General features: G+C 73.2%; 19 protein-coding genes and 1 pseudogene. 5 read left to right on the forward strand and 15 right to left on the reverse strand.

Going from position 1 to position 24,901, the window contains the following annotated elements; translation table 11 throughout:
• Positions 1 to 34: 34 nt before the first annotated feature.
• The 3 genes from AC1VM9_RS19000 to AC1VM9_RS19010 form a co-directional block, all read right to left on the reverse strand.
• Positions 35 to 1,798, reverse strand: a complete 1,764-nt coding sequence (locus AC1VM9_RS19000) for an ABC transporter substrate-binding protein (protein WP_483123711.1) — start codon at positions 1,796 to 1,798, stop codon at positions 35 to 37.
• A 69-nt stretch (positions 1,799 to 1,867) separates the two neighbouring features.
• Entirely contained in the window at positions 1,868 to 2,896 is a 1,029-nt protein-coding gene (locus AC1VM9_RS19005; RefSeq protein ID WP_481339935.1) for an ABC transporter permease, read from the reverse strand.
• A gap of 408 nt (positions 2,897 to 3,304) precedes the next feature.
• Positions 3,305 to 4,699, reverse strand: a complete 1,395-nt coding sequence (locus tag AC1VM9_RS19010) for a replication-associated recombination protein A (protein ID WP_481339883.1) — start codon at positions 4,697 to 4,699, stop codon at positions 3,305 to 3,307.
• A gap of 17 nt (positions 4,700 to 4,716) precedes the next feature.
• On the opposite strand from AC1VM9_RS19010, the gene AC1VM9_RS19015 reads away from it, so the two are divergent.
• Both AC1VM9_RS19015 and AC1VM9_RS19020 read left to right on the forward strand, forming a co-directional pair.
• The gene (locus tag AC1VM9_RS19015) at positions 4,717 to 6,912 is read left to right on the forward strand and encodes an MMPL family transporter (protein WP_483123713.1); all 2,196 of its coding nucleotides are present in this window, start codon (positions 4,717 to 4,719) and stop codon (positions 6,910 to 6,912) included.
• On the forward strand, positions 6,909 to 7,721 hold the full coding sequence (locus AC1VM9_RS19020; RefSeq protein ID WP_481347072.1) for a GNAT family N-acetyltransferase: 813 nt from the start codon (positions 6,909 to 6,911) through the stop codon (positions 7,719 to 7,721). The genes AC1VM9_RS19015 and AC1VM9_RS19020 overlap by 4 nt, the downstream gene beginning before the upstream one ends.
• Positions 7,722 to 7,736: 15 nt before the next feature.
• Here the strand turns inward: AC1VM9_RS19020 and AC1VM9_RS19025 are convergent, their stop codons facing one another.
• The 3 genes from AC1VM9_RS19025 to aspS all read right to left on the reverse strand — a co-directional run bounded on the left by AC1VM9_RS19025 (position 7,737) and on the right by aspS (position 10,583).
• Positions 7,737 to 8,171: a VOC family protein gene (locus tag AC1VM9_RS19025; protein WP_481347073.1), complete on the reverse strand. Its 435-nt coding sequence runs from the start codon at positions 8,169 to 8,171 to the stop codon at positions 7,737 to 7,739.
• Between the two features lie 10 nt (positions 8,172 to 8,181).
• Positions 8,182 to 8,658, reverse strand: a complete 477-nt coding sequence (locus AC1VM9_RS19030) for a helix-turn-helix transcriptional regulator (protein ID WP_481347074.1) — start codon at positions 8,656 to 8,658, stop codon at positions 8,182 to 8,184.
• Between the two features lie 95 nt (positions 8,659 to 8,753).
• Entirely contained in the window at positions 8,754 to 10,583 is a 1,830-nt protein-coding gene (aspS, locus tag AC1VM9_RS19035; RefSeq protein ID WP_481339870.1) for an aspartate--tRNA ligase, read from the reverse strand.
• Between the two features lie 125 nt (positions 10,584 to 10,708).
• On the opposite strand from aspS, the gene AC1VM9_RS19040 reads away from it, so the two are divergent.
• Positions 10,709 to 11,809: an acyltransferase family protein gene (locus AC1VM9_RS19040; protein WP_481339868.1), complete on the forward strand. Its 1,101-nt coding sequence runs from the start codon at positions 10,709 to 10,711 to the stop codon at positions 11,807 to 11,809.
• Positions 11,810 to 11,985: 176 nt separating this feature from the next.
• Complete coding sequence (gene helR / locus AC1VM9_RS19045; RefSeq protein ID WP_483123715.1) at positions 11,986 to 14,220, forward strand: RNA polymerase recycling motor ATPase HelR; 2,235 nt, start codon at positions 11,986 to 11,988, stop codon at positions 14,218 to 14,220.
• Positions 14,221 to 14,284: 64 nt separating this feature from the next.
• On the opposite strand, the gene AC1VM9_RS19050 is transcribed toward helR, so the two are convergent.
• Positions 14,285 to 15,199 (reverse strand): LysR family transcriptional regulator, encoded by a 915-nt coding sequence (locus AC1VM9_RS19050; RefSeq protein WP_483123716.1) that lies wholly within the window; start codon positions 15,197 to 15,199, stop codon positions 14,285 to 14,287.
• Positions 15,200 to 15,273: 74 nt separating this feature from the next.
• On the opposite strand from AC1VM9_RS19050, the gene AC1VM9_RS19055 reads away from it, so the two are divergent.
• Positions 15,274 to 16,269 (forward strand): EamA family transporter, encoded by a 996-nt coding sequence (locus AC1VM9_RS19055; protein WP_481346531.1) that lies wholly within the window; start codon positions 15,274 to 15,276, stop codon positions 16,267 to 16,269.
• Here the strand turns inward: AC1VM9_RS19055 and AC1VM9_RS19060 are convergent.
• The 8 genes and pseudogenes from AC1VM9_RS19060 to steA form a co-directional block, all read right to left on the reverse strand.
• Complete coding sequence (locus tag AC1VM9_RS19060) at positions 16,168 to 16,506, reverse strand: YchJ family protein (protein ID WP_483123718.1); 339 nt, start codon at positions 16,504 to 16,506, stop codon at positions 16,168 to 16,170. The two genes, AC1VM9_RS19055 and AC1VM9_RS19060, sit on opposite strands and share 102 nt — an antisense overlap.
• 83 nt (positions 16,507 to 16,589) lie before the next feature.
• Positions 16,590 to 17,282: an NUDIX domain-containing protein gene (locus tag AC1VM9_RS19065; protein ID WP_481346529.1), complete on the reverse strand. Its 693-nt coding sequence runs from the start codon at positions 17,280 to 17,282 to the stop codon at positions 16,590 to 16,592.
• Positions 17,283 to 17,285: 3 nt separating this feature from the next.
• Positions 17,286 to 19,082, reverse strand: a complete 1,797-nt coding sequence (locus AC1VM9_RS19070) for a CTP synthase (RefSeq protein WP_481346528.1) — start codon at positions 19,080 to 19,082, stop codon at positions 17,286 to 17,288.
• Positions 19,083 to 19,098: 16 nt separating this feature from the next.
• A complete protein-coding gene (locus tag AC1VM9_RS19075; protein ID WP_481346527.1) occupies positions 19,099 to 20,193 on the reverse strand; it encodes a glycosyltransferase family 4 protein in 1,095 nt (364 codons plus the stop codon).
• A complete protein-coding gene (gene murJ / locus AC1VM9_RS19080; RefSeq protein ID WP_481346526.1) occupies positions 20,190 to 21,899 on the reverse strand; it encodes a murein biosynthesis integral membrane protein MurJ in 1,710 nt (569 codons plus the stop codon). The genes AC1VM9_RS19075 and murJ overlap by 4 nt, the downstream gene beginning before the upstream one ends.
• The gene (locus tag AC1VM9_RS19085) at positions 21,896 to 22,729 is read right to left on the reverse strand and encodes a hypothetical protein (protein WP_483123720.1); all 834 of its coding nucleotides are present in this window, start codon (positions 22,727 to 22,729) and stop codon (positions 21,896 to 21,898) included. Before AC1VM9_RS19085 ends, murJ begins: the two co-directional genes overlap by 4 nt.
• A complete protein-coding gene (locus AC1VM9_RS19090) occupies positions 22,726 to 23,670 on the reverse strand; it encodes a copper transporter (RefSeq protein WP_483123721.1) in 945 nt (314 codons plus the stop codon). Before AC1VM9_RS19090 ends, AC1VM9_RS19085 begins: the two co-directional genes overlap by 4 nt.
• Positions 23,667 to 24,847: pseudogene (gene steA, locus AC1VM9_RS19095) on the reverse strand (putative cytokinetic ring protein SteA). Before steA ends, AC1VM9_RS19090 begins: the two are co-directional and overlap by 4 nt.
• Positions 24,848 to 24,901 lie beyond the last annotated feature (54 nt).

Raw genomic sequence — 24,901 nt, forward strand, 5'->3', positions numbered from 1 at the left:
CATGCGTCCGCGGCGGGACGCCGTCAGCACCGACTTACTGGTCGAGCCAGATCTGGGTGATCTCGGGCATGCCCTTGTTCGGGTTGTTCATGACGTTCTTGACCTTCGAGCCGAAGACCGTGTTGCCCTTGTCGTAGTAGTCCGGGATGGCCAGGAGGTAGTTCTCCATGAGCCACTTGTCCATCTTGCCCCACTCCGGGCCCTGCTCGGCGATCGAGAGCTGCAGGATGCGCTTGATCTCGGCGTCGATCTTGGCGTCGGAGAAGTTGCCGAAGGTCGTGCCACCCTGCGACAGGGCGCCGGAGCCGACGGTGGGCGGGATGATGGAGTCGGCCGACGGCCAGTCGAAGCACCAGCCGCGCGGGCCCTGCAGCATGTTGTACTTGCCGTTGGGCTTGCCGATGATCGCGCGGCGCTCCTTTCCGGGAACGCCGATGTCGGTCACCTTGAAGCCGGCAGCCTGGAGCTTCTGCTTGCGGACCTGGTTGACCTTCTGCGCCGAGTCGTCGTCGTTCGTGTAGTAGTAGATGAGCTCGAACGGCTTGTCCGGACCGTAGCCGGCGTCGGCGAGCATCTTCTTCGCCTTGTCCGGGTTGCCGTCGCCCTGGCCGTTCATGCCGTCGACGACGTAGTCGAGGTGGCCGGGGATCTGCGGCGGGATCATCGTGCTGGCCGGGGTGAACGAGTGCGAGGTCTCGCCGGCGGCCTTGTGGATCGAGTCGAACGGCCACGCGGCGGCGATCGCCTTGCGCACCGGCATGGGGATCTTCGTGGCGTCCATGTTGACCATGATCACGCACGAGGACGGACCCTCGACGAACTGCGACTTCTTCTCACCCTCGATCTGCGGGATGAGCGAGGAGTCGATGGGCATCCAGTTCATCGTCGTCGCGTCGTCGCCGTTGGAGGCGAGGATGGCGGTCTGCGTCTTGAGGTCGTCGACGCCCCACTTGAAGTGGTAGCCGTCCGGGTAGTCGTTGCGCGCCGGGTCCGTCTTGGGGTCCCAGTTGGGGTTGCGCTTGAGGGTCAGCTCGGTGCCCGGGGTGTACTTGTCGAACATGTAGGGACCGGTGGCCAGCGGGTGCAGCTGGTAGTCGGCCTTGGTGTCCTTGGCCTCGGGGATCGGCGCGAACTGGTTGAAGGAGACGAAGTACGGGAGCGTCTCGAAGCGCTTCTCGAGGTGGAAGACGACGGTCTTGTCGTCGGTGGCCTCGACGCCCTTCCAGTTCTTGTCACCCTTGTACGGGCCCTGGTAGTCGGCGCCGCCCTTGAAGAACTCCTTCTGGTACGTCGGCCCGTCCGCGGCGAGGTCGGGGTCGAAGGAGCGCTTGGCCGCGAACACGACATCCTGGGCCTTGACCGGCGTGCCGTCCTCGTACTTCAGGCCGTCCTTGAGGGTGAAGGTCCACGTGAGGCCGTCCTCGGACTGCTTGCCGAGGTCGGTGGCGAGGTCCGGGACGAGGACCATCTTGCCGTCGCGCATCGTGAACGTCGTCAGCGCGCGGTGCGTCAGCGAGAAGATGACGGCCGTGTCCTGGAAGAACTGGTCGCTCGGGTCCATGTTGGCGGGCGTCGACGAGTAGGCGACGGTGAGGATGCCGCCCTTCTTGGCGCCCGGGACGGCGGGGGCCGGCCCCTTGGCGTTCGGGTCGAGGGCGGCAGCGGCACCCTCGACGGGGCCGTTGCCGGCACCGTTGGTGCCGCCGGCGCCGCCGTTGTTGGCTGCCGGAGCGCCGCAGGCCGCGACAAACCCGAGGGATGCCACGGCTCCCACGGTCAGGACTTTGGTCCAGCGCATTGTTGTTGCTCCCTTTTGTGCGTGTCCCGGCGCTTTGCCGGGGACATGTGAGGACCGAGAACGGGTGGGTTATCGGCGACTGGTGGGGTCGAAGGCATCGCGGATCGAGTCACCAAGCAGCGTCAGGGCGAGCACGAGCAGCGACAGGGCGATGACCGAGGGCCAGAGCCACAGCGGATAGGTGGCGAAGAGGTTCTGCGCATCGGCGATCGTGCGGCCCCACGACGCCGTCGGCTCGACGAGGCCGACGCCGAGGTAGCTCAGCGTCGCCTCGTAGGTGATGTAGGCCGGGACCGCGATCGAGGCGGACACGATGATGGGGCCCACGAGGTTGGGCAGGATCTCCTTGAAGAGGATCTGGCGGGTGGGGACCCCGATGGCCCGGGCCGCCTGGACGAACTCGCGCTCGCGCAGGCTCGTCACCTCACCGCGGACGAGTCGGGCCAGGCCCATCCAGCCGAAGAAGAAGAGCACGCAGATCAGCACGACGAAGCGGATGCGGGACGTCTGCTCGTTGGTGAGGTCGCTGCCGGCGGCGATGCTCTTCTGGACGATCGGAACGATGGCGATGATGAGCAGCAGGATCGGCAGGCTGAGGAAGAAGTCGATGACCCACGAGATGATGCGGTCCACGACGCCGCCGAGGTACCCGGCGACGAGGCCGAGCGTCACGCCGATGATCGTCGAGACGGTCGCCGCGACGAACCCGATGACGAGCGAGGGCTGGGCGCCGTAGGCCCAGCGGGCGAACAGGTCACGGCCCAGTCGGGGCTCGACGCCGAGGAAGTGGGCCGAGCTCATGCCGACGGTCGGCAGGCCGTTGAAGTCGACGAGCTCGGTGTGCGTCGCGTACGGGTCGGCCGCGGCCTTGGTCAGCGGGTCGACCGCCTCGAGCTTGGTCAGCAGCGGCGCGAAGATCGCGACGAGGACGAAGAAGACGATGATGGCGCCGCAGACGATGGCGACCTTGTCCTTCTTCAGCCGGTCCCAGGCGACCTGCCCCGGAGAACGGCCGGTCCTCACCTGCTTGCGGTTCGGCTCCTGGGCGGTCCTCTCGTCGGGCGCCTCCGTCAGCGTCGCAGCTGCAGAGCCCGGCATGGCGTTCAACGCGTCGTCTCCATCCTTGTGGGGTTCCATCACCGACGAGGTCACTCGCCGGTCCCGGCACAGGCACACGGACGGGCCGTTCCACCCCCTGCGGGACGTCGTCACCCTGCCATACGCCGGGCCGGTGTCCAAGCATCGAGACGGTCTTGGTTGACAAATCGTTACCAGTGTCCGGTTCGGCACAACATCGTGCGGACGAGGGCGGGCCCGGAGGGATGTTCGGCCGTCGGACGGCTCCCTGGCCCCACCTGTCACGCCGGCAACACGCCTGGACAACTCACCGCGAACGTGGCGTGTCGGGCGCGGGAGTGGCCGAGCCGTCGGACCGCCAGGCACCTCCGGTCCTGACGCGGACGTCAGGACCACGGGTCCGGACGTCATGACCGACGGGCCCGGACGTCAGGACCGACGGGTCCGGCCGAGACGGCCGGCGAGCCAGTCCCACCGCGTGCGCAGTCGCTCCTCGAACCCGCGGTCGGTGGGCCGGTAGTAGCTGACGGCGTCGTGCAGGTCGTCGGGCAGGTACTGCTGGCGGGCCACGGCGTCAGGCTCGTCGTGCGCGTAGACGTAGCCCGCCCCGTGGCCGAGCCGCTCGGCACCGGCGTACCCGCTGCCGCGCAGGTGTGGCGGTACCGCTCCCCCGCGTCCGGCCCGGACGTCGGCGATGGCGGCGTTGATGCCGAGGTAGGCCGCGTTCGACTTCGGGGCGAGCGCGTTGTGGACCACGGCCTGGCCCAGGATGATCCGCGCCTCGGGCATCCCGATCTGCGCCACGGCGTGCATCGCCGCTACGGCGGTCTGCAGCGCTGTCGGGTCGGCCATGCCGACGTCCTCGCTCGCGGAGATGACGATGCGGCGTGCGATGAACCGCGGGTCCTCCCCCGCCTCGAGCATCCGCGCCAGGTAGTGCAGGGCGGCGTCGACGTCGCTGCCGCGCATCGACTTGATGAGGGCGCTGGCGACGTCGTAGTGCTGGTCACCGGCACGGTCGTACCGGACCGCCGCGTGCGCCACCGCCTGCTCGACGTGGGCCAGGGTGATGGCCACCGGACGGTCGTCGGTGCGCCCGGCGGGTTCGGCGTCGAGCGCGACACCGGCCGCCGCCTCGAGGGAGGTCAGGGCCCGGCGCGCGTCGCCGCCGGAGATCCGCACGAGGTGGTCGAGGGCGTCGTCGTCCAGGGTGTGCGCGCCGGCGAAGCCGCGCTCGTCGTCGAGGGCGGCGCGGAGCAGGTCGGCGACGTCGGCGTCGGGCAGCGCGCCCAGCGTGACGAGGACCGAGCGCGACAGCAGCGGCGAGATGATGCTGAACGACGGGTTCTCCGTCGTCGCCGCGACGAGGATGACGGTGCGGTTCTCGACACCGGGCAGCAGGGCGTCCTGCTGCGCCTTGGTGAAGCGGTGGATCTCGTCGAGGAACAGGACGGTCTGGCGCCCGTAGAGGTCGCGCTCGCGGGCCGCCGCGTCCATGACGGACCGGACGTCCTTGACGCCCGCGGTGACGGCGGACAGCTCGACGAACCGGCGGTCGGCGGCCGTGGCGACGAGGTGGGCGAGCGTCGTCTTGCCGGTGCCGGGCGGGCCCCAGATGATCGCCGACAGGGGGCCGGCGGCACCGCCGGAGCCCTCGATGAGCCGTCGCAGCGGGCTGCCCGGGCGCAGGGACTCGCGCTGCCCGCGCACCTCCTCGATGGTCCGCGGCCGCATCCGGACCGCGAGCGGCGCCGTCCCCGCCGACGCGGGCAGGTCGGCACGCTCTGCCGCCGCGGCGGACCCGAAGAGGTCGTCGGAGCTCACTGTGGAACCCTATCCGTGTGTCCCGACCCTCGGCCGTGGGCGGCCGCCCGCCCTCGCTCCTCACCCGGCTCGGCCGGGCCATCGCCCACCACCCCCGCTCGTGGGTCGCCGGCTGGGTCGTCGTCGCCGTCGCGTGCTTCGCGGTGTCGGTCGGGGGCGTCACCGGCCAGTCGCTCTTCGAGCGGCTGCACTCGGGCGCACCGACGGTCGACTCGGAGTCCTCGAGGGCCCGGGACGTCATCGAGGCCTCCCAGCCCGCCCTGGAGACGCTGACGCTGCAGGTGACCGGCGCGGACCTCGCCGACCGAGCGGTGGTGCGCGCCGGCGCCGCCGCGACCGCGAAGCTGGCCGGGCTCCACGGCGTCAAGGACGTCAGGTCGCCGCTCCTGTCCCCCAAGGGGCTTCGCGACCCGTCGGTCGCGCCACTGCTGGCGGGAGGGACCCCGGCGGTGGGCGGTTTCGTCACCGTGGTCGACTTCCGGCCGGGGCTGCCCAAGCAGGCCCAGGACGACGCCGAGGCCGCTGCCGAGACCGCGTTGCTCGACGTCGCGTCGGCCATGCACGCCGAGGGATCGGTCGGCAGCACGAACAAGACCATCAAGGCCATCACCGGCACCGTCGAGCGCGACCTCGTCCGCGGCGAGGGCATCGCCTTGCCGCTGACCTTCCTCGTCATGTTCTTCGTCTTCGGCGGCCTCGTCGCCGCCGGCATGCCGGTGGTCGGTGCCGTGGTGTCGATCGGTGGGGCGCTCCTCTCGCTCTTCGGCTTCTCCCACGCGGTCGAGCTCGACGCGACGGTCGTCAACATCGTCACGCTCCTCGGGCTGGGGCTCTCGATCGACTACGGCCTGCTCACCGTGAGCCGGTTCCGCGAGGAGCTGTCGCACCGGGCCGAGGAGTCGCCGACGCGCGAGGACGTCGTGCTCGCCGCGGAGCGCACCGTCGCCACAGCCGGACGCACCGTGCTCTTCTCCGGGGTCACCGTCGCGATCGCGCTGTCGGGCCTGCTCGTCTTCGAGGCCTCGATCATGAGGGCCATCGGGGTGGCCGGCGTCAGCGTCGTGCTCGTCGCCATGGTGGTCGCCGTCACGCTCGTCCCTGCGCTGGCCGTGCTCGGCGCGAAACGCCTGGCGCGCAAGGCGATCGAGCGGCCGAGTGACACCGGCGCCTTCTCGCGGCTGGCGTCCGGGGTGCAACGCCGTCCGGTCCTCGTCATCGTGGCGGTCCTCGCCGTGCTCGTCACCCTCGCGCTGCCGACGCTGTCGATGAAGCTGACCGCCTCGGGCACCGAGCTGCTGCCCAAGGACGCCGCGCAGCGCGTCTTCTTCGACGCGCTCGCCCGTGACTACCCGACCCTGTCCGCGCCCGAGGTCACCGTCGTCGCCGCCTCACCCGACCGTGCCACCGTCACGTCGTGGGCCGGCCGCTTCTCGTCGGCGCCCGGCGTGGAGGGCGTCACGGTGGCCCCGCTCGGCGCCGCCCACCAGCGCGTCGACATCCGCGTGGCCGGACCCCCGACCTCCGACGCCGCGCAGGACCTCGTCACCCAGATCCGCTCTGCGGCAGCACCGTTCGAGACCCTCACCACGGGCCAGGCCGCGGGCCAGATCGACTTCCTCGACTCGATGGCGGCCCGTGCGCCCTACGCCGTCGGGCTCGTCGTCCTCGGCACGCTCCTGCTGCTCTTCCTCATGACCGGTTCGCTGGTCGTTCCCGTCAAGGCGCTCCTCATGAACGTCGTGTCGCTCGGTGCCGCCCTCGGGGTCGTCGTGTGGATCTTCCAGGAGGGCCACCTCGACCGGTTGCTCGGCTTCACGTCGGTGGGCGCGGTGGAGTCGATGGTGCCCTTCCTCGTCCTCGCCTTCGGGTTCGGGCTCTCGATGGACTACGAGGTCTTCCTCCTGTCCCGCATCGTCGAGTTCCACCGGGCCGGGCGCGACACCGACCGTGCCGTCTCGCTCGGGCTCCAGCGCACCGGACGGATCATCACGAGCGCGGCGCTGCTCATCGTCATCGTGTTCGCGGGCTTCGTCGCCGGCGACATCCTCATCATCAAGGAGATGGGCGTCGCGCTGGTCGCGGCCGTCGCCATCGACGCGACGCTCGTGCGGATGCTCCTCGTGCCCGCGACGATGACGCTGCTCGGCCGGTTCAACTGGTGGGCGCCGGGCCCGCTCCGCCGCCTCCACGCCCGCTTCGGGATCAGCGAGTGACCGCCGATCGCGGCCGCGCCCCCGCGGCAGCGGGCCCCGTGGTGCGCGGTCACGGGCACGCGGCCCTCGTCGACGCGTCGGGCGGACACGAGTTCGTCCGCTGGGAGGTGCCGCCCCGGCTCTCGGACACGTGGTGGCGGTCCGGGGACGCGGTCCTCTTCCGTCGGCTGCGTCGCCACGGCGTGGCGTTCGCCGCGCTCGGCGGGGCAGCGGGAGTGGGTGCCCTGCTCGACCGGCTGCCGCAGCTCGCCGAGGAGGTCCACGCGTCCTGGCCCCTCGGTCTGAGCGTTCCGCGGCACCTCGAGCCGCTCGTGCACGAACGGCTCGAGGTCGACCCGGGCGGTGACTGGGACTGGTTCGTCACCCGGACGGCGCCCCCCGCCTTCGGCCCCGAGGGCCTCGTCCGGCCGCTCGACGACACGGCCCGACACGAGGAGGTCGCGGCCTTCCTCGCCGAGCACTCCCCCACGGCCGACACCGGGCCGGGCGAGGGCGAGACGTGGTGGGGCATCGACCTCGACGGTCGCCTCGTCGCCACCGCGGCCGTCGGCCTCCTGTCGAGCGGGGCGCCGTCGGTGTCGTCGGTCGCCGTCGACGCCTCGGTGCGCGGGCGGGGCCTCGGCCGGGCGCTCGTCGGTGCCGTGACGCGCCGGGCCGTGGCCGACCACGGCCTGTGCACGCTCGGCATGTACGCGCACAACACCGTGGCTCGCTCCCTCTACGCCTCGCTCGGCTACTGGAGCCCGGTGGCGTGGGCGAGCCGGTCCGTGCGCCAACGCTCGGAGGCCCTCTGCCGATCGTCCCCGTGACGGCGCGCGACGGCCTCAGTCGAAGTCGGCGGCCGAGTACGGCGTCGTGGCCGGCTCGACGAGGACGACCCAGTTGCCCGAGATGTCCCGGCACACGGCCTCGGTGCCGTACGGCCGGGTCGAGGGCGGCTGGAGGAACTCGACGCCCTTGGCGGTGAGGTCCTCGAAGGTCCGCTGGCAGTCGTCGACGGTGAGCCCGAGGCCGTGCATCGTGCCGGCCTCCTGGGCGCGCCGCACCGCCTCGACGAGGTCGGCAGGCAGCGGCGGGCCGGGGATCGCGAGGTTGACGGCCAGCTCGGGCTGGTTGGGGTGGACGATGGTGCACCACCGGTAGCCCTCGCCCAGGGTGATGTCGTCCTTCTCCTCGAAGCCGAGGACGTCGGTGTAGAACTTCTTGGCGTCGTCGATGTCCTTCACGAACAGGCTGACGATCGAGATGTTGGTGATCATGGGCGCAACGCTAGGACCCCGGCCCGATCGCCGGCTTCTCCCCGGTTGCGGGCTCGGCGAGGCCCCACATGAAGACGAAGCAGCCGGGGATGTGGGGTGCACCCACCTCGGCGTACCGGCGCTGGAAGGCGCTCGGCGTCTCCCCCACGACCTCGCGGAAGCGGCTGCTGAACGACCCGAGGCTCGAGTACCCCACGGCGAAGCAGACCTCGGTGACGGTGAGGTTGGTGGCCCGGAGCAGGTCCTGCGCCCGCTCGATCCGACGCCGCGACACGTACTCGGCAGGCGTCAGACCGTACGTCGAGCGGAACAGGCGCAGGAAGTGCCACTTCGAGAGGCGAGCCTCGGCGGCGAGCCGGTCGAGGTCGAGCGGCCGAGCGTACTCGCGGTCGGCGAGGTCGCGGGCCCGGCGCAGGTGCACGAGCACGTCGTCCGGCGCGCTCCGGCGTCCGGAGGCTCGGCCGCGCGGTCGTCTCCACGAGGCCATCCTCCACCGTCGGCGGCCGGTGCGCGACCGAGCCGCGCAGCCCCTCGTCCCCGACGGGACGAAGGGCTGCGCGACCGAGGAAGGGGTCGCCCGCCTCAGCTCTGCTTCGGGCTGACCTCGGGGGCGCCCTGGGGGGCGGGCGCGTCGGCGGCGGGCCTGGCGTCGACACCGGCCTCCTTGCGCTGCTGGGCCGTGATGGGCGCCGGCGCCGCCGTCAGCGGGTCGTAGCCGCCGCCGGACTTCGGGAAGGCGATGACGTCGCGGATCGACTCCGTGCCGGCGAGCAGGGACACGATGCGGTCCCAGCCGAACGCGATGCCGCCGTGCGGCGGCGCGCCGTACTGGAACGCCTCGAGGAGGAAGCCGAACTTCTCCTGCGCGTCCTCCTGCGACAGGCCCATGACCCGGAAGACGCGCTCCTGGACGTCGCGGCGGTGGATACGGATCGACCCCCCGCCGATCTCGTTGCCGTTGCAGACGATGTCGTAGGCGTAGGCGAGCGCGCTGCCCGGGTCGGTGTCGAAGGTGTCCTCGAACTCCTTCTTCGGGGAGGTGAAGGCGTGGTGCACGGCCGTCCAGGCCCCGGCGCCGACGGCGACGTCTCCCGAGGCGACGGCGTCGGCCGCCGGCTCGAACAGCGGCGCGTCGAGCACCCAGAGGAAGCTCCACGCCTTCTCGTCGATGAGGCCGCACCGGCGGCCGATCTCCAGGCGCGCGGCGCCGAGCAGCGCGCGTGAGGGCTTGGTCGCCCCAGCGGCGAAGAAGATGCAGTCACCCGGCTCGGCGCCGACCTGCGCGGCGAGGCCCGCGCGCTCGGCGTCCGTCAGGTTCTTGGCGACCGGGCCGCCCAGCTCGCCGTCCTCCTGGACGAGGACGTAGGCCAGGCCTCTGGCGCCGCGCTGCTTGGCCCACTCCTGCCACGCGTCGAGCTGCTTGCGCGGCTGGCTCGCCCCGCCCGGCATGACGACGGCGCCGACGTACTCGGCCTGGAAGACGCGGAAGGTCGTGTCGGCGAAGTAGTCGGTGCACTCGACGAGCTCCTGGCCGAAGCGCAGGTCCGGCTTGTCGGAGCCGTAGCGGGCCATGGCCTCGGCGTAGGTCATCTGCAGAAACGGGGTGTCCAGCTCGACGTCGACGAGCGACCAGATCTCCCGCACGACCTCCTCGGCGAGGGCGATGACGTCCTCCTGCTCGACGAAGCTCATCTCGATGTCGAGCTGGGTGAACTCCGGCTGGCGGTCGGCGCGGAAGTCCTCGTCGCGGTAGCAGCGCGCGATCTGGTAGTAGCGCTCCATGCCCGCGACCATGAGCAGCTGCTTGAACAGCTGCGGGCTCTGGGGCAGCGCGTACCAGGAGCCCGGCGCGAGGCGGGCCGGCACGAGGAAGTCGCGGGCACCCTCGGGCGTCGACCGCGTCAGCGTCGGCGTCTCGATCTCGACGAAGTCATGGGCGCCGAGCACCTTGCGGGCCGCCGCGTTGACGCGCGAGCGCAGCCGGATCGCCGCACCGGCCGAGCTGGCCCCCGGTCGGCGCAGGTCGAGGTAGCGGTGCTTGAGCCGCGCCTCCTCGCCGACCGTCACGCGCTCGTCGATCTGGAACGGCAGGGGCGCGCTCGGGTTGAGCACCTCGAGCTGCTCGACGATGACCTCGATCTCGCCCGTGGGCAGCTCGGGGTTGGCGTTGCCCTCGGGGCGCATCCGCACCTGCCCCGTGACGCGGACGCAGTACTCGTTGCGCACGTCGTGGGCCCCGCCCTCGGCGAGGACCTCGTCACGCGCGACGACCTGGGCCACGCCCGAGGCGTCCCGCAGATCGAGGAAGGCGACCCCGCCGTGGTCTCGACGCCGAGCCACCCAACCGGTGAGGGTGACGGTCTGGCCTGCGTGGTCGGCACGGAGCGTGCCGGCCTCGTGAGTGCGGAGCACGGAGGATCCTTCCGAGGACGGGTCGGGGGCGCGGCCCTGGGCCGCGCTGTCGATGCGCCTGCACACGAGCGGCGTGCGGCACCGAGGTTTCATCCTAGACCGGGTCCGCGCCTAGCCTTGTCCGCGTGCAGCACACCCGCAACCGTGACCTCGACGGCGTCCGCGGCCTCGCGATCCTCCTCGTCGCCGCATCGCACTCGGGCCTGCCGGTGCGCTGGGGCGGCCTGTCGGGCGTGACGCTCTTCTTCGTCCTGTCCGGCTACCTCATCACGAGCCTCCTCCTGCGCGAGTGGGACCGGTGGGGGTCGGTCAGCCTGTGGCGGTTCTGGGGCCGACGAGCGGTCCGCCTGCTGCCCGCGCTGCTGCTCCTGCTCGCGCTCGTGCCCGTCCTGCTCTGGGCCACGGACGACCCCCGGCTCGCCGGTCACCCCACGGCCGCACTGGCCTCGGTGCTCTACGTCGGCAACTGGGTGCGGATCGCGGGCACCGACCTGGGTGTGCTCAACCACCTCTGGTCCCTGTCGGTCGAGGAGCAGTTCTACCTCGTGTGGCCGCTGGCGTTCATCGCGCTCATGACCTGGCAGCGGGCCCGGGCCTTCGCCGTCGTCCTGACGCTCGCGGCCCTGGCGACCTTCTACAGCGTGTGGACCCAGGGCGATGCCATCCGGCTCGACATCTCCACCGAGACCAACGTCTTCGCCCTCCTGCTCGGGGTCGCCCTCGCGTTCGGTCTCGCCGAGCTGGCCAGGCGCGGCGTGACGCTCCCCCGCGCCAACCCGCTCGTGCCCTTCGCGGTGCTCGTCGCCGTGTCGGCCTTCCCCGGTCACGGCATCGCGGTCGACCACCCGCTCTTCCGACCGCTCGGCGCCGTCTTCGCGATCATCGGCGTCTGGCTCGTGCACGCCGCTGCCACCGGACACTCGCGCGTCGTCGGGTCCAGGGTCATGGTCTTCTTCGGCACCATCAGCTACGCGCTCTACCTCTGGCACCAGACCTTCATCAACAGCCTGCTCCTCGGCGAGCACTCGGTGCCGCGCAACCTCCTGCTCATCGCAGCGGCCGTGCTCGTGTCGTGGCTGTCGTGGGTGCTGCTGGAGCGGCCCCTGACGCGCCTGCGCGGACCGCTGCGCCTCGACCAGCCGTCGCGTCGGCAGTTGGCCCACGCCGCCGAGGAGCGCACGGCACGCGAGCCCGACTCGACGCCGCGCGCGGAGCCCGTGGGCTGAGCGCGCCACGGCGAGGCAGCCCGTGCCACGCCCCGGACGTGCGAATGGAGAGGGACTTCCCTCTCCATCTCCAACGTATAACGCACCGGGGGCCTTGCGGCAAGGCCCCCGTCGTGCCGCAGAATCGCGGGCCGAGGCCCCAGACCCAGGTCTCGCACCCGATGGGAGCTGATGACGTGAGCCCGCTGACCACCCACGCGTTCGACCTTCCCGACCGACTGGCCCACAAGGCCGACCCGATCCTCGTCGCCGCGGACGAGGCGCACTTCGCGGCCATCGCCGAGAGCCTCGAGCGCACCGTCGCCGACCTCACCGACCGTCTGGCCGCCGCCCGGCGTGCCCGCGCCGGCCACGGCCAGGCCGCGCTCGAGCGGGACCAGGAGGTGCACCGGCTGAGCGCCCGGCTGCGGACCCTGCGCCGCTTCGGCCTCGACCTGTGCCTCGGCCACATGGTCCCGGCCGACGACCCGGGGCAGCCGGTCTACGTGGGGCGCCTCGGCCTGACCGACGCCTCGGGGCGGCGACTGCTCGTGGACTGGCGCTCCCCCGCCGCCGAGCCGTTCTTCGCGGCGACGCACGCCAACCCCATGGGCCTGGAGAGCCGGCGCCGCTACCGCTGGACCCGCGGCGGGGTCAGCGACTACTGGGACGAGGTGTTCACCCCCGAGACCTTCGCCTCGCACGTGTCGCTCGACGACCAGTCGGCCTTCGTCGCCAGCCTCGGCGCAGAACGCTCGGAGCGCATGCGCGACGTCCTCGGCACGATCCAGGCCGACCAGGACGCCATCATCCGGGCCGGCTCCCGCGGAGCCCTCGTCGTGGACGGCGGCCCCGGCACGGGCAAGACCGTCGTGGCCCTGCACCGCACCGCCTACCTCCTCTACTCGGACCCACGGCTGGGCCACCGGCGCGGCGGCGTGCTCTTCGTCGGCCCGCACGAGCCGTACCTCGCCTACGTCTCCGACGTCCTGCCGAGCCTCGGCGAGGAGGGAGTCCGGACGTGCACGCTGCGCGATCTGCTTCCCGAGGGCGCGGCGGCCCTCCCGGAGGCCGACGCCGAGGTCGCCCGCCTCAAGGCGTCGGCCGACTGGGTCGGCGCCGTGGACCGCGCGGTGCGCTTCTACGAGGAGACGCCGACCGTGGGGGTCGAGGTGTCGACGCCGTGGGCGGACCTGTGGCTCTCTGCGGCCGACTGGGCCACGGCGGTCGAGGCCGTCGAACCGGGCACGCCGCACAACGAGGCGCGCGACCAGGTGCTCGACGAGGTCGCCGAGATCCTCGTCGCGACGTACGAGGCGGACCACGAGGAGCCCGGTGACGAGCCGGGCGACCAGGCGCGCGTCGGCGAGGGCACCCACGGCGGCCATGGTGACACCCGCGACGTGCGGGCGTCCCGGGAGCAGCTGCGCCGGGCTGTCCTGCGCGACGCGGGGCTGCTCGAGGCGCTGGGAAAGGCCTGGCCGACCATCGACGCGTCGGACCTCGTCGGGGACCTCTGGTCGGTGCCGGCCTACCTGCACCTGGCCGCGCCGTGGCTCTCGCGGGAGGAGATCCGCGCGCTCCAGCGTCCGGACGCGCAGGCGTGGACCGTGTCCGACCTGCCGATCCTCGACCTCGCGCGAGCGCGCCTCGGCGACGCCGCCGCCTCCGGCCGGCGTCGGCGCCGGGAGGCGGCGCTTGCCGCCGAGCGGGAGGAGCGGACCAAGGTCGTCGAGCACCTCATCGAGTCGGACGACTCGGAGATGCACGTCATGTCGATGCTGCGCGGCGACGACCTCGTCGGTGCGCTCGACGACGAGGCCGCGCTCCCCCGCATCGAGCCGGACCGCCTGGCCGGCCCGTTCGCACACGTCGTCGTCGACGAGGCGCAGGAGCTGACCGACGCCGAGTGGCAGATGCTCCTGGCACGGTGTCCGTCGCGCAGCCTGACCGTCGTCGGGGACCGGGCCCAGGCGCGGCACGGGTTCACCGAGTCGTGGCAGGAGCGCCTCGCCCGCATCGGCCTCGACCGCGTCCGGCTGGCCTCGCTCACCGTCAACTACCGCACCCCGAGCGAGGTCATGGCCGCGGCCGAGCCGGTCATCCGTGCCGCCCTGCCCGACGCCAACGTCCCGACCTCGATCCGTGAGAGCGGGCGCCCCGTCGTGCACGGGTCCCGGGCGGACCTCGAGGCGGTGGTCTCCGAGTGGCTCGCGGCCCACGCCGAGGGGGTCGCCTGCGTCATCGGGGACGCCTCGTTCACCGAGCGTCCGCGCGTGCGGTCGTTGGCCCCCGAGCTGGCCAAGGGCCTCGAGTTCGACCTCGTCGTGCTCGTCGACCCGGAACGCCTCGGCACAGGGATCGAGGGCGCGGTCGACCGGTACGTCGCGATGACCCGGGCCACGCAGCAGCTGGTCGTGCTCCAGGGCTAGCGATCTCGGCGGGCACGGCCCGGCTCCGCGACGGGCGGAGTCGGCGCCGCGCCCGCCGATCCGGCTAGAGGGGCGTCAGGTCTCGGGAGGCCTCTGCCGCAAGGGAGTCCACGGTCGCGGCGAGAGCGGGACTGGCCGTCATGGTCCGCCGCCACACGAGGCTGACGGTGCGTTCGGACACCGGGTCGACGATCGGCACGGCCACGACCGTGGGCGGCAGGGGCCCGCGTCCGAGCCGGGGCACGAGCGCGACGGCCTCGCCGTCCGCGACGAGTGCGACGTGCGTCGCGAACTCGAGCGCGACGTGGGCGATCCTGGGGGCCCGCCCGACGTCGAAGTACATCTTCTGGAGCCACTGGTGACAGATGGAGCCGGGCGCCACGCTCGCCCACTCGGCGTCGAGGACGTCACCGACCCCGACGCTCGTACGACCCGCGAGCGGATGGTCGACGTGCACGAGGACGTCGGCACGGTCCCGCCCGAGGTGCCGGACCTCCAGGTGGTCCGGGATCGGCAGCGGCAGCGGCTCCCAGTTGTGCACGAGCGCCAGGTCGTGCGAGCCCGATGCCACGGCGTCGACGGCGTCCCACGGGTCGATCTCGTCGGGGCGCAGCTGTACCCCGGGCGCCGCGCGACGCAGCCGGCCGATGGCGCCGACGACGATGCCCCGGTACGCCGTCGCGAAGGTCGCGAGCCGCACGGTGCCCACGGCCTCTCCGCTGACGCCGTGCAGCCGCGACTCGAGGCGCTCCATGTGCGAGAGCAGGTCCCGGGCCGACTCGGTCAGGGTGCGGCCGGCCTCGGTCAGCAGCACGCCCCTGCCCTGACGCTCGAGCAGCTGCACGCCCGTCTGGTTCTCGAGCCGCTTGATCTGCTGCGAGACGGCGCTCGGCGTGTAGTCGAGGGCCGCCGCGGCCGCCCCGACGGAGCCGTGGGCCTCGACGGCGACGAGAGAGCGCAGCGCGACCGGATCGATCATGCAGCGATGCTACACAGTCAACGGCACGACAGTTTGATGGACGTGAACGGTCGCTGCCCTCGACGATGGGCTCCATGCGCCGCCGAGACTCCGCCCTGGCCGTCCTCGTCGCCCTCCTGTGGGGCACCAACTTCGTCGCCATCCGCACCGGCCTCGACTCCGTGCCACCGCTGCTGTTCCTCGCGGTCCGGTTCGTCGTCGTCTGCGTACCGGCCGTGCTCATCGTCCGGCGGCCCGCCCTCCCGTGGCGCGACCTCGCCCTCATCGGCCTCTTCACGAGCCTCGGCCAGTTCGCCCTCATGTACGTCTCGCTGCACCTCGGCATGCCGCCCGGGCTGGCCTCCCTCGTCCTGCAGGCGCAGGTGCTGCTCACGGTCGTCATCGCCGCGGTGTGGCTGCACGAGCGGCCCTCACGCACCCAGCGGGTCGGCGTCGCGCTCGGTGGCGCGGGCCTGCTGGTCATCGCCGCCGGACGTGGCCTGTCCGCACCCCTTCTGCCCCTCGTCGTCCTCGTGCTCGCGGCGGTCTCGTGGGCGGTGGGCAACGTCCTCACGAGGCGGGCCGGTGCCCTCGGCCCGGGCGCCGGGCTCGGCGTCACCGTGTGGTCCGGGCTCGTCGTCCCGCTGCCCGCGCTCGCGCTGTCCTGGCTGCTCGAGGGTCCCGAGGCCATCGGCCGTGCGGTGACCCATGTCCACTGGTCGGCGGTGCTGTCGACCGCCTACACCGCCTACCTGTCCTCGCTCGTCGGCTACGGCATCTGGAACACGCTGCTGGCCCGCTACACGGTCGCGCGCGTCACGCCCTTCGCGATGCTCGTGCCGGTCTTCGGGATGGCCGCCGCCGGGCTCGTCTACGCCGAGCGGCCGCACCCGCTCGAGGTCGCCGGCGGGGTCCTGCTCCTCGGTGGTGTCGCCGTGGCCGTGCTGCGCCGGCGCCGGGGCCGCGCCGATGAGCGCCGGCACGCGGTCTCAGCCGTGGTCACCGTCGACGTAGAGCCAGCGCCCGGCCCGGCGGGCGAACCGGCTGACCTCGTGCAGCTCGCCCCGACGCGCCGCACCGGTTCCGGATGAGTCGGCCCACGACGCCACGAACTCGACCAGGCCGTGCTCGTCGGCCGGCCCACCGTCCTCGGTGCGCAGCACCGTGAGACCGACCCAGCGCGTCGAGGCGTCGAGCTCGACGTCGTCCGGTCGCGTCCGCGGGTGCCACGTGCGGAACAGGTGGCCGGCGTCGCCGGTGGCGAACGCCGTGTAGCGCGAACGCATGAGCTCCTCGGCCGTCGCGGCGGCACGCGCCCCCGAGACCACCGGGCCGCAGCACCGGTCGAGGCCGGAGCCGCTGCCGCACGGGCACGCCGGCGCGTCTCCCCGGTGCGGAGGACCGCCCGCTCTCACCGTCGGGCGGCCTGGGCGTCTCGGGCCGGCCACGCGGCGTCCCGGGGACGCAGCGATGCCCAGCCGCCGGCGCGCGACGCGTGCGCCGCGAGCAGCCCCACGAGGGTCGCCGAGTTGCTGATGCGCCCGGCGAGCGCCGCGGCGACGGCGTCGTCGAGCGGCACCCACAGCGGCCGCAGGCTCAGCTCCTCCGCGGTGCGCTCGTGCCGGGAGGCCTCGGGCACGTCGTGCAGGCCACGGGCGAGGAACACGCGGACCGGTTCGGCGAACGCGCCGGGCGAGGTGATGTCGTCGGCGAGGACGTGCCACTCGTCCGCGGCCAGGTCGACCTCCTCGGCCAGCTCACGGACGGCCGCCTCGAAGGGCGGCTCCCCGTCGACGTCGAGCAGGCCGGCCGGCAGCTCCCAGACGGAGCCGGCCGAGGCGTGGCGGTACTGCCTGATGAGCAGGACGTGCTCGACGCCGTCGACCTCCCGCAGCGCGAGGATGCTGACGGCGCCGGGGTGCTCGATGTAGTCGCGCGTGACGACGCCGCCCTCGCCGAGGTCGACCCGGTCGCGGCGGACGTCGAAGATGAGGCCCTCGAAGACGAGCTCGGACTCCACGACGGGGTGGCTGCGCCACTCCTCGACGAGGTCCTCACCGGAGCCGACGGGCGCCGACAGGCCTGACAGGCCGGACGGGCTCACGCGTCAGTCGTGGTCGGCGGCGACGGCCACCGGCACGTGCACGTCGGGGGCTCTGACGGCATCGACGGCGTCGCCCACGGTCATGGGGTCCTCCGCGCCGTCCCGGCCCGGGCCCTCGGCTGCGGCCTCCGAGCGCCGGCGCTCGACCTCGACGAGCCGCTCGCTGCGCTGGCGCTCGAGGGCCGCACCGATGAGACCGGCGAACAGCGGGTGGGCGCGGTTCGGGCGGGAGAGGAACTCGGGGTGCGCCTGCGTCGACACGTAGTACGGGTGGACCTCGCGCGGCAGCTCGACGAACTCGACGAGGGTGCCGTCGGGCGAGGTGCCCGAGAAGACGAGTCCCGCCTTCTCGAGGTCCTCGCGGTAGGCGTTGTTGACCTCGTAGCGGTGGCGGTGACGCTCCTTGACCTGGGCCGCGCCGTACGCCTCGCGCACGACGCTGCCCTCCCTGAGGGCCGCCGGGTAGAGGCCGAGACGCATCGTGCCGCCGAGGTCGCCAGCGCCCTCGACGAAGGCCTTCTGCTCCTCCATCGTCGCGATGACGGGGTGCTGGGTCTGCGGGTCGAACTCCGTGGAGCTGGCGTCGTCCACGCCGAGCGCGGAGCGGGCGTACTCGATGACCATGCACTGGAGGCCGAGGCAGATGCCGAGGGTCGGGACCTGCTTCTCGCGGGCCCACGTCAGCGCGCCGAGCTTGCCCTCGATGCCGCGCACGCCGAAGCCGCCGGGCACGAGGACCGCGTCGACACCGCCGAGAGCGCGCTGGGCACCGGCCGGGGTCTGGCACTCGTCGCTCGCGACCCAGCGGATGCGGACCTTGGCGTCGTGGTGGAACCCGCCGGCTCGCAGCGCCTCCGTCACCGACAGGTACGCGTCGGGCAGGTCGATGTACTTGCCCACGAGCGCGACCTCGACGTCGTGCTCGGGGTCGTGGACGCGCTGGAGCAGCTGGTCCCACTCCGTCCAGTCGACGTCGCGGAAGTTGAGCCCGAGCCGGCGGATGACGTAGGCGTCGAGCCGCTCGCGGTGCAGGACCTTCGGGATGTCGTAGATGCTCGGGGCGTCGACGGCCGCGGCGACCGCGTCGACGTCGACGTCGCACATGAGGGAGATCTTGCGCTTGATCGGCTCGGGGATCTCGCGGTCGGCGCGCAGGACGAGGCCGTCGGGCTGGATGCCGACCTGGCGCAGCGCCGCGACCGAGTGCTGCGTCGGCTTGGTCTTCAGCTCGCCGCTCGGGGCGAGGTAGGGCACGAGCGAGACGTGGAGGAAGAAGCTGTTGTCGCGGCCGATGAGGTGGCGCACCTGGCGCGCCGCCTCGAGGAAGGGCAGCGACTCGATGTCGCCGACGGTGCCGCCGATCTCGGTGATGATGACGTCGGGCGCGTCGGGACCACCCGTGGCGAGCGCCCGCATCCGCGAGACGATCTCGTTCGTGATGTGCGGGATGACCTGGACGGTGTCGCCGAGGTACTCGCCGCGGCGCTCCTTGGCGATGACGTTGTTGTAGACCTGACCGGTGGTCACGTTCGCGCTGCCGACGAGGTTGACGTCGAGGAAGCGCTCGTAGTGGCCGATGTCGAGGTCGGTCTCGGCGCCGTCGTCGGTGACGAAGACCTCACCGTGCTGGAACGGGTTCATCGTCCCGGGGTCGACGTTGAGGTAGGGGTCGAGCTTCTGCATGGTGACCCGCAGGCCCCGCGATCGCAGAAGTCGTCCGAGGCTGGATGCCGTGAGGCCCTTGCCGAGCGAGGAGGCAACGCCCCCGGTCACAAAGATGTGCTTCGTCGTTTCCACCACGGGCTTTAAGTCTACGTCATCCGCGCAGGGCCTCGGTGTAGCGCGCGACCCACCGGCGCGTCTCCTCCTCGGGTGTCGCCCAGTGAGCGGCCTGCACGCGAGCGGCCAGCCCGAGGGCGTGCCGTTCCTCCGGGTCGGCCAGGAGGCGGTCCACGTGGGCGGCGAGGGCTGCGGCGTCCCCGACCGGCGTGAGGACGCCGGCGCCGCCGACGAGCTGCGGCAGGCCACCGGTGCGGGGCACGACGACCGGCAGGGCCGCTGCCATCGCCTCCTGCACGACGAGGGCGCGGGCCTCCCACCGGCTCGTCAGGACGAAGACGTCGGCGGCGCGCAGCCAGAGCCCGACGTCGTCGCTGGCCCCGACGAACCGGACGGCGGCGCCGCCGCCGGACGCGCGCGACTCGAGCTGCTCGCGCAGCTCGGGGTCGCCGTCGCCGACGACGACCCACGTGGCCCGTTCCCGGGACGCCGCCGCCGCGTCGACGAGGGTGGCCAGCTGCTTCTGCGGCGCGACCCGCGAGACGGTGAGCACGACCGGCCGGTCGGTCGGGACCCCCGCCGACGAGAGCAGCGCCGTGCGCTCGTCGTCACCGAGCGCATCGGCGACGAGCAGCGAGGCCGTCTGCGGCGACGGGACGTCCGCAGCCTCGACGCGGGGTGCACCGAGGTGCGAGGCGAGCTCGACGAGGTCGGCGCTCGCGCCGGTGACGAGGTCGGCCCGACGCAGCGCCCATCGCAGGACCGACCGCGCCGGCCGCGACGTGCCGGGGGGCAGGTCGTTGTGCAGCGAGACGACGAGGCGGGGTCGTGGACGCGAGCGGGCGACGGCGACGGCCGCCACGACGGCGGCCTGGTGCCCGTGCGCGTGCACGACGTCGGCGCCCGATGCCAGACGCATGATCCGGTGCCAGTCGACGAGCCCGCGGGGTGCACGCAGGCCGCGGTGGACGGGCCACAGCAGGTGCGCGTCGTGCCAGGCCAGCGCCCCGGCCGTCGAGGCGGCCGTGGCCACGACGACCTGGTGACCGTCGCGGCGCAGGCCGGCGACGAGGTCGGTGACGTGGTGGCCGATGCCGCCCGTGGAGCGACCGACGACCTGGAGCACCTTCACGAGGCCGCCTCCCCCCGGCCGGCCACGACGCGCGGCGTCCGGGCCCGGCGGAGCCGACGGCCGAGCGAGGGGTCGACGGTGACGGCGATCCCGGCCATGAGGGCGACGGCGGCGACGCCGACCGTCACCCCGACGATGACGCTGCCCCCGAGCGAGGTGCCGATGCCGTGCAGTCCCAGCCAGCCGGAGGCGCCGCGGCCCAGGAGGGCGGCGACGGCCGCGCCGGCGAGCGTCCCGAGCAGCGGCCGCGCCGGGACCGCGAGCGCCCGCCAGCCCCACGTCGACCCGACGAGCACGACGAGGGCGAGGGCACCGGCCAGCAGGCCGCCGCTCGTGGACGCCGCGAGGACCGTCAAGGTCCTCGGCCCACCGGCACCCGACGGGTCCAGGGTGAGGAGCGCGAGCACGGCCGAGACGAGCCACCCCCCGGCCGCGAGGGCGCCGGCGAGCACGGCGGAGCCGCGCACGTACGACGCCCGGGTCAGCAGCCCGATGACCGCGAGGCCGAGGACCGACGGCGCGAAGAACGTCACGGCGTCGCCCATGGCGGCAAGGGTCCCGAGGGTCGCCTCGGTACGGGACCCGGCGTCGAGTGCGACGAAGAAGGCACCCACCGGACGGGCGACGGCGACCAGTCCGGCCACTCCGGCCAGGCTGACGACGAGGGTCGCGAGCCACGCCCGTCGCAGCGTGGCCGACGGATCGGCGCCGGTGGCGGCCACGCCGTCGGTGGTCCGGGCGCCGGCGGCGCTCGCGAGGGATGGGAAGGCGGCCGTCGCGAGCGGCACGGCGAGCACGGCGTACGGCAGGAGCGTCACGGCCTGGGCGTAGGTGTAGACGTTGAGGGTGCCGGCTCCACCGCGGTCGTTGGCGAGGCGGATGACGACGAGGGTGGCGACCTGCTGACCGGCGACGGCGAGCAGGCCGGCCACCGCCAGCGAGCGCACCCGGGGCGCCACGCCGGTCGGGAAGCGCAGGCGCGGGCGCAGCCGGATCCCCGCGCGACCCACCGGCACCACGAGCGGCAGGCTCAGGGCGACCACGCCGAGCGTCGTTCCCCCGGCCAGGACGCCGATGGCGGCACCCGGCACGTCGGCGATCGGGGCGGCGGGGTCGGCCGCAAGAGCCCGGTAGAGCAGGTAGGTGACGATGACGACGCCGCTGGACAGCAGCGGCGCGACGGCCGCCCCGACGAAGCGCCGGTGCGACTGCAGGACGCCCGCGAGGACGATGCCGATGCCGTAGAGGGGAACCTGCGCGGCGAAGACGACGAGCAGCTCGGCGCCGAGGTCGACCTCTCCCGGGCAACCGGTGCCGAGGAGTGCCGCCGCGGTCGGTCGCGCGGCCAGGGCGACGACGGCCCCGATCGGCACGAGCACGAGCACGGCCCACGTGAGCAGCGCCGAGGCCGTGGCGTCGGCCTCGTCCCGGGCGCCCCGCGCGAGGGCACCGGCGACGAGCGGCACGGCGACCGCGGCCAGGACGCCGCCGGCGGCGATCTCGAACAGGACGTTGGGCACGGCGTTCACCGACTGGTAGACGCTGCCGACGCAGGTGGCCCCGACCGAGTGGGAGAAGACGAACCACCGGCCGAAGCCGACGACCCGGGCGACCAGGGTGATGGCGGCGATGGTGCCGGCTGCGGCGAGGATGCCGGGCCCTGCCGCGCGGCGGCCCGCACCGCCGTCCGGGCCGGGTGCGGTCACCGCGGGCTCCTGCCCCACTCGTCGAGGGCACGCAGCACACCGTTGCCCTCGATGACCCGGGTGAAGCTGACGCGTTCGGAGGCCAGCGTCAGCGCCGTGAGGCCGGCGAGCGCGACGAGCCGCCCGGCCAGACCGGTGCGCTCGAGGACCGCCAGGCCGACGAGCGCCCCGGCGGCGTTCGCCCCGGTGTCGCCGAGCATCGACCGTGCGGCGAGGTCGTCCGCAGCGACGCCGAGGGAGGCGCCCAGTGCGGCCGAGGCCGCCGCGGATGACCCGACGAGGGGGGCTGCTGCCACGACGGTGACCTTGAGGGCGCGGCCCGGCCGCAGGTCGAAGAGGTTGACCGCGTTGGCGGCCCCTGCCACGACGGCCCCGCCGACGACCGACGCGACGACGCCACCGCGCGGGCGGCGTCCGGAGTCGCAGAGGGCGGAAACGAACAGCCCCGTGGCGCCGAGACCGACGACCTTGACGGCGCCGGTCGTCACCTCCCCCCGGCGCAGGGCCGCGAGGTGCCCCCGCAGACCCTTGTCGGCGGTGCCGCCGGCGAGGTCGTCGAGAGCGCCGAGGGCACCGGCCGCACCGGCCGCGACGGCCACCGCCGTCCGGTGCACGGGGCGCTCGGCCCGGCCGAGCAGGGCGCCGGCGACGGCACCGGCGACGAAGGCGGGCCCCTCGAGCAGCGTGACCGTCCGGCCGGCGTGGTTGGTCCGCTCCCACGGCTCGGCGAGGCGGCGCGGAAGGCGGCGGGCGGCGCGGCCGGTGGCCCAGGCCGCCGCAGCCGAGCCCACGAGGGTGAGGAGGTGCTCGCGCCGTCGCGCGGCCGTCACGGCAGGACCCTGGGCACCGTGGCCGTCGCTCCGGTGGAGATGCCGTAGTGCCCGACGCGGTCGTCGAGCAGCCCCTCGAGCGCGAGGACGACGATGCCGGGGCCGTTGCCGGCCCGCGCGTGGTCGACGGTGGCCACGACGTCGGCGGTCTCCGACTTCGACCGGACGGCCGACACGGCATCGGACGACACCGGCTGACCGGCGGCCGCCACCGGCTCACCGCCCGCCACGACCGTGCCGTTCGAGCCCTGCGCGAGCCCGGTGAGGATGGCGCGCAGGCCTTCGCTGCGCTGGTCGACGGCGGCCTGCGTCCCGGCGAAGTCGCCGGAGACGACGATCGCGAGGTCGGCCGGTGCGAGGTCGTCGACGCTGCTGTCGACGAGCCCGGCGTCGGCGAGGACCTTGAGGGCGGTCGTGCGCTGGGTCGACGACGCCGCGTCGGTCCGCGAGACGAGGAGGTGGGCCAGCACCTGGTCGAGCAGGGAGTCGCCGGACCCCGTGCCGCGCAGCCCGAGCGCGGACGCGGCCTGTCGCGCGGCCTGCTCGCGGTCGCCTGCCTGCGTCGGGTCGAACCAGTCCGGGCTCACCGTCACCGCACCGGTGCTGGTGGCGCCGCTCTGCGGGATGACGTTCTCGAGGTTGTCGGCCAGGGTGCCGTCGGCTGACGGCAGGACCACGACGACGACCCGGTGGCCGGTGAGGCGTCCCTCGACGACCCGCGGCTGCACCGCCGACTCGTACTCGCCCGAGGCCTCGACGAGCTTCTCGCTCGCCGTCAGCTTGTCGTTGAGCGTCTGCTTCTCGGAGCGGAGCGCGACGACCTGGTCCCCGAGCGTGTCCCCGATCGTGGCCTGCAGCGGCCCGGCGCCGAGGACGATGCCGACGGCGAGCGCGAGGAAGATCGAGATGATGGAGACGAGGTGGTATCGGAAGTCGATCACGTGAAGATCCCAACGACGGCGTTCCAGAGGTCGTCCCAGCGCGCGGCGACGACCTGCAGCCACGCCTTCCCCACGGGGGTCGCGCTGAGGGCGGCGAAGAGCGCGAGCAGCCCGGCGACGCACATCGCGACGAGGAGGCGACCCGGGATGCGAGCCCGGTAGAGACGGCTGACGCCCTTGGCGTCGACGAGCTTGCCCCGACGCGCAACCGCGTCAGGAAGGTCGACGCCTGGCCGTCGCGGCCCTTGTCGAGGAACTCGACGAGCGTGACGTGGGTGCCGACGGCCACGATGAGCTCGGCCCCCGCGTCGTCGGCGAGGAGCATGGCGACGTCCTCGCTCGTGCCCGCCGCGGGGAAGACGACCGGCTCGATGCCGAGGGCCTCCACGCGGGCCAGCCCCGGGGCCCGACCGTCGCGGTAGGCGTGGACCACGACCTCGGCGCCGCAGGTCAGCGCCTCGTCGGAGACCGAGTCCATGTCGCCGACGATGAGGTCGGGCCGGTGCCCCGCCTCGAGGATGGCGTCGGCCCCGCCGTCGACGCCGATGAGGACGGGCCGGTACTCGCGGATGTACGGGCGCAGCGTCTCGAGGTCCTCGCGGTAGTGGTAGCCGCGCACGACGATGAGGCAGTGGCGCCCGTCGATCGTCGTCGTGATCGGTGGGATGCCGATGCCGTCGAGGAGCAGGTCACGCTCCTTGCGGATGAACTCCATCGTGTTCGTCGCGAAGGCCTCGATCTGCACGGCGAGGCCGGCGCGCGCGTCGTGCATCTCGGACTGCACGGCGTCGGCGTCCAGACGCCGGCCCGTCGTGACCTTTCGGTCGCCGGACCACAGGTCGTCGCCGTCGAGCCGGACGGACTGGCCGTCCTCGAGCGACATGACCTCCCCGCCGGCGGCGTCGAGCAGCGGGATGCCGGCCTCGACGAGGATCTGCGGGCCGAGGTTCGGGTAGCGACCACTGATCGAGGCGGCCGCGTTGACGACGGCCGCCGGCCGGGCCGCGACGAGCGCGTCGGCGCTGACCTTGTCGAGGTCGGTGTGGTCGATGACCGCGACGTCTCCGGCCTGCAGGCGCTTGGTCAGGTTCTTCGTGCGCCGGTCGACGCGCGCAGGCCCGACCACGCCCGGACCCGAGCTCGGGGCGTGGCCGCGACGGCGGATGGAGATCGACATGGCGGGTCAATCCTTCCACGGCGCCCTCGCGGGGGCCGTCGTGGCTCGTGGCCC

The organism is Monashia sp. HAY1-11D (genome assembly GCF_056868035.1).

Bases quoted from the DNA above. Each gene is read 5' to 3' on its own strand.
- AC1VM9_RS19000 (WP_483123711.1), bottom strand. From the start codon at position 1,798: ATGCGCTGGACCAAAGTCCTGACCGTGGGAGCCGTGGCATCCCTCGGG.
- AC1VM9_RS19005 (WP_481339935.1), bottom strand. From the start codon at position 2,896: ATGCCGGGCTCTGCAGCTGCGACGCTGACGGAGGCGCCCGACGAGAGG.
- AC1VM9_RS19025 (WP_481347073.1), bottom strand. From the start codon at position 8,171: ATGATCACCAACATCTCGATCGTCAGCCTGTTCGTGAAGGACATCGAC.
- AC1VM9_RS19030 (WP_481347074.1), bottom strand. From the start codon at position 8,658: ATGGCCTCGTGGAGACGACCGCGCGGCCGAGCCTCCGGACGCCGGAGC.
- AC1VM9_RS19050 (WP_483123716.1), bottom strand. From the start codon at position 15,199: ATGATCGATCCGGTCGCGCTGCGCTCTCTCGTCGCCGTCGAGGCCCAC.
- AC1VM9_RS19055 (WP_481346531.1), top strand. From the start codon at position 15,274: ATGCGCCGCCGAGACTCCGCCCTGGCCGTCCTCGTCGCCCTCCTGTGG.